This window comes from Ralstonia sp. ASV6, from assembly GCF_016429285.1.
Lineage (GTDB): Bacteria > Pseudomonadota > Gammaproteobacteria > Burkholderiales > Burkholderiaceae > Ralstonia > Ralstonia flaminis.
This window is the reverse complement of the sequence record NZ_JAELUI010000255.1, coordinates 1-4,040: the sequence shown is the minus strand read 5'-3', so window position 1 is coordinate 4,040 and position 4,040 is coordinate 1. Positions and strand designations below refer to the sequence as shown.

Sequence of the window (4,040 nt, the reverse complement as noted above, 5' to 3'; positions counted from 1 at the left end):
GTGCAACAGCGTCGCAAGAAGGGTTTCAGGCATGGGCGGGCCCTCCTGCAATAGCAGGGCTCGTGGCCCCATAGCCCGGCATGCGCAGCCGACGTTCGATCCACACGCCGGCTGCGTGCACGGCATAGGTGACCACGCCATAGAACAGCAGTAACAGCACCATGCATTCGAGCACGTTGTCGCGCTGGGTCCAGATCATCAGCGCGCTGTATGTGATGTCACCCACTGCAATGGCCGAGGCCAGTGACGACGCCTTCACCAGTTCCACCGTGTTGTTCATCAACGAAGGCAGCGCGGCACGGAACGCCAGCGGAAGCTGCACGCGCCACAGCCGTTCGCGTGCACTGAAGCCCAATGACGTTGCTGCTTCCACCATAGCGGTCGGTACGGCCTCGATGCCGCCGCGCAGTGCCTCGGCATGAAAGGCCGCCTTGTGCAGCGAGAGAATGGCCACCGCCCAAAAGAACGGCGTGAGCGGATTGCGCAACTGCCACTGCGTCAGCACCTGCGTGATGAGCGTGTTGACGACCAGGAACGCGCAGCACAGCTGCACCAGCGTCGGTGTATTGCGCGTGAGTTCAACAAAGCCCTGCGCCAGTTGCGCAACGCGCCTGCGCGGCGAGATCAGCAGGCGCGCCAGCACCACCCCAAGGATGAGGCTCAATACTACGGTGCTGAACATCACCTGCAGCGAGAGCCTGGCGCCGTGCAACAGCGCATTGCGCTCATAGGATTCGGCCAGGAAACCGTAGTCGAGGCCCGCATGGCGGACCAGCGCAATCGCGCGCAGCAGCAGATCGTCAGCCATGCGGAATGCGGGTCAGATGCGGTTCGTCTTGGCGGTATCTTTTGCGGCTTCATGCCATTCAACCAGCGCGGGCGACGGCGGCAGGATGCCGTTCTTCTTCTCGGTCTCGATCAGCCAGCCATCGCGATGCCAGCCTTGCACGATGCGGTCGAGCGCGGCCACGGTGTCGTTTTCACCCTTGCGTGCCCAGATAACGGTGGGCGAGGGGATCAGGTCTGGGCCGACGACGCGGTAGTCCTTCCATTCCGGGTTGGTGCGCGGCAGCGGTTGCAGCAGCGTGGCGTCATGCACCGCGGCGGCGCAGTTGTTGCCGCGCAGCGCCAGCAGTGATTCCGCCGGGCTCTTGAAGCCCTTGGGCGTGGCGCCGATCTCTGCCGCCAGCGGCTTGGTGTAGCTGCTGCCTTGCGACAGGCACACATCCTTGCCCTTCAAATCGCTCCACTTCTGCACGGGGCTGTCCTTGGGCACCAGCGCCACGCCGCCCACGCGGTAGTAAGGCGAGGGCACGTGGGCCAGCAGTTCCGCGCGCTCGGGGTTCAGCTCCATTGATGCGACGAGAATGTCCACACGCCCTTGCTGCAGGAACTGAATGCGGTTGGACGGCTGCACCTGCACCGTTTCCACCTCCACACCCAGCCCGCGCCCAAGCGCCTGTGCCAGGTCGACATTGAAACCCGTCGCGCGCTGCGTTGCCGGGTCGATGGACCCGAACGGCCCGCCCGACAGCACCACACCCACCACCAGCTTCTTACGTTGCTGGACCTTGTCGAGCGTGGCATCGGCGGATGCAGCGGTGGCTGCGAGCAACGTGGCGGCAGCCAATACAGTGGGGGCGAAACGGAACCAGCGGGAGCGAGCAGACATGGCGTGCGACAGATTGTTTCTGAGGCAACCATTGTGTGAGACGCCCGTCGTGCGGTGAACGAATAAAAACCGGAAACGTTATGCAGTGCTCATGGCTTCTGCAGCCCCAGCCGTACGCGCCACGCATGCCGTGTGTCATGCATCCAGTCGATCGTTTTGCGACCCAGCGCAATGGAAGGCTGTTCTACATAACGATGCAACAGCGCCGCCAGCGCAAGCGTCAGCGCAAGATTGACCGCAAACAGCAGAAGCTGCGTACCGATCCACTCCGGCGCAAGCACGCCCACCAGCCGGTGCGTGGCTTCGATCACGCTTGGGTGGACGAGGTAAAGCGCATACGACAACTCACCCAGCCAGACCGTCACACGCGGCACGCGGAGCAGGCTGCAGTACTCCATCGCCACCAGACCCATCAGCAGTGCCCCCGCTGGCAGGCCGCGCGCAAGCAAATCGAACTTGGGTACCGGCCCGATCACGGAGATGATGAAAGCGCCCAGACCGACCGCCAACAGCACGCGGGCCAAAGCGGGTGTCAGGCGGTGCCGGTGTTTCGCATACAACCACGCCAGCCCCGCACCCAGCAGGAATTCGAGCACAAGTGGGTTGGCCGCCATTGCCTGCACGGGTGTGGCCCAAGTGTAGAGTGCTTCCGGGTCACGCAGCACTATGCTGCCGTGCCAGAACGGCACGATGATGGTTGTGGTGAACAACACGAGTGCGACCAACCACAGCGCACGCCTGCCGAATAGCGTCAACCCCAGCGCACACAGCGCATAGAAGAATGCCTCGTAATTGAGTGACCAGCCGACGTAGAGCGCGGGATAGCCGAAGTAGGGGGCATCCACGTTGGCCTGCGGCAGGAAGGCAAGCGAGCTGAGCAGCGCGCTAGTCGACACCGGATTGAGCCATGTGGAATGCAGCACCGACATCAGCCAGTACGGCGGTGCCAGCCGAAACGTACGCTTGACGAGAAACGTGCTGGGTGTCTCGGGGCCTTTCGGTCCGACAATGGCGACCCACGCAATGATGAAACCGCTGATGACGAAGAAGACATCCACCCCCACATGCCCGCGTTTGACCACATGCGTGGTCAGCCACGCGAGGGCAGGGATGTCGGCATGGGCCAGCGCCAGGCCGGAATGGAATGCCACGACATAGAGCGCGGCAAAGCCCCGCAGCGCCTGGATGCTTTGAAGAGAAGACGAAGAGCGGCTCACGCAAGATGGGCGATGGCGGCGCGACGGAGGGGCCGCCGCCATCGCGTGATAGGTAACCCAACCGCTCCAGCAAGCTGCGTGCCGCGTGCTCCTCCCCGTTGTGTGCCAGGGCAGTGGCGCGTTCGTACGCCGTGCGCGTTTCGTTCGCCCCGCACCTGGTGTCAGGCAATCACGCAGCCTGGGGCGCTTGGCCACGGGGTTCATGGTGAAAGAGCGATCGCCCGATTTCCAGTGCCGTTACCCGGCGCGCGGGTGTGAGCATCGGCGCGCTCTAATTGCAGGCACCTGGAGCCAGTCATACATCCTCAAACGCCCCGGCTTTGATGTGGTGATCGACCACGCGGGTGATGAGGTGCTGACCTGGCCCGGCAATTTTCACGTCGGGTTTGAACTGCCGAGCCTGGATGCGGTGCGCGAACTCCACACGCGTTTTCAGAGTGAAGGCGTGAAGATGGAGACCGACGTGTTCAACAACGGCCGCGGCTCACGCTTCTTCTGCCGCGCCCGAGTATCAGGGGACCTTTGACGACTGAGCGCCAGGGCGACAGGGCGCTCAACGGCACTTGACGCTGTAGCCCGACACGCTCGGAAGGTCATCTTCGCCAGCCGTTTCCAGTGACAGCTTGCCGGCCGGGCCGGCGTAGCTGTAGCTGCAATAGGCCATGCCCGTGCCCGAGCAGTCGTCGGTTTCGATGATGCTGTGTTTGAACAGCATCGCTTGCCGCGGGTCGCCGCTGGCTTTGGCCCGCACCGGGTTCCAGCCCTTGGCGGCCAGCGCCTTGCGCGCCTTGTCGATCGGCATGCCGTAGACGTTCGGCAGCTTGGCGCGGCCCTGGCAGACGGTGTCTTCGTCGGCCATCTTGGTCAGCCGCACCGTGCCGTCGGCGTCGACATGCAGGTCACCCGCGGGCGCGGGAACGATATCGCCATCCCACAGGCGCACGGTGCCGCCTTCGAGCGGGACGAGGTTGCCGATGGCGGTGTCGTCTGCCGATGTTCCGTAGGCCAGCGCGATCAGCTTGTCGTTGCTGAACACCGCGATGTTGCCTTGCGTGGCGGCACAGGTACCACTGGTGCCGGCCTGCATCTGGCCCGCAAAGCTGACGGCGCGGTAGGGCCCCAGCGGTACATCTGCCATGACGGCCCAACCC

At 64.0% G+C, this 4,040-nt stretch carries 5 protein-coding genes; 1 reads left to right on the top strand and 4 read right to left on the bottom strand.

Translation table 11 applies throughout. The annotated features are described in order from the left end of the window. Positions 1-25: 25 nt before the first annotated feature. The 3 genes from JHD73_RS26905 to JHD73_RS26895 all read right to left on the bottom strand — a co-directional run bounded on the left by JHD73_RS26905 (position 26) and on the right by JHD73_RS26895 (position 2,889). Positions 26-808: an amino acid ABC transporter permease gene (locus JHD73_RS26905; protein ID WP_199033198.1), complete on the bottom strand. Its 783-nt coding sequence runs from the start codon at positions 806-808 to the stop codon at positions 26-28. Positions 809-820: 12 nt separating this feature from the next. Then, complete coding sequence (locus JHD73_RS26900; RefSeq protein ID WP_199033197.1) at positions 821-1,672, bottom strand: transporter substrate-binding domain-containing protein; 852 nt, start codon at positions 1,670-1,672, stop codon at positions 821-823. Positions 1,673-1,761: 89 nt separating this feature from the next. Beyond that, positions 1,762-2,889 (bottom strand): acyltransferase, encoded by a 1,128-nt coding sequence (locus JHD73_RS26895; RefSeq protein WP_199033196.1) that lies wholly within the window; start codon positions 2,887-2,889, stop codon positions 1,762-1,764. Positions 2,890-3,091: 202 nt separating this feature from the next. Between JHD73_RS26895 and JHD73_RS26890 the strand changes: the two genes are divergently transcribed. After that, entirely contained in the window at positions 3,092-3,415 is a 324-nt protein-coding gene (locus tag JHD73_RS26890; RefSeq protein WP_233177177.1) for a hypothetical protein, read from the top strand. Positions 3,416-3,442: 27 nt separating this feature from the next. Here the strand turns inward: JHD73_RS26890 and JHD73_RS26885 are convergent. After that, positions 3,443-4,040: PASTA domain-containing protein (locus JHD73_RS26885; RefSeq protein ID WP_233177176.1), on the bottom strand; the 598-nt coding region annotated here is incomplete at its 5' end.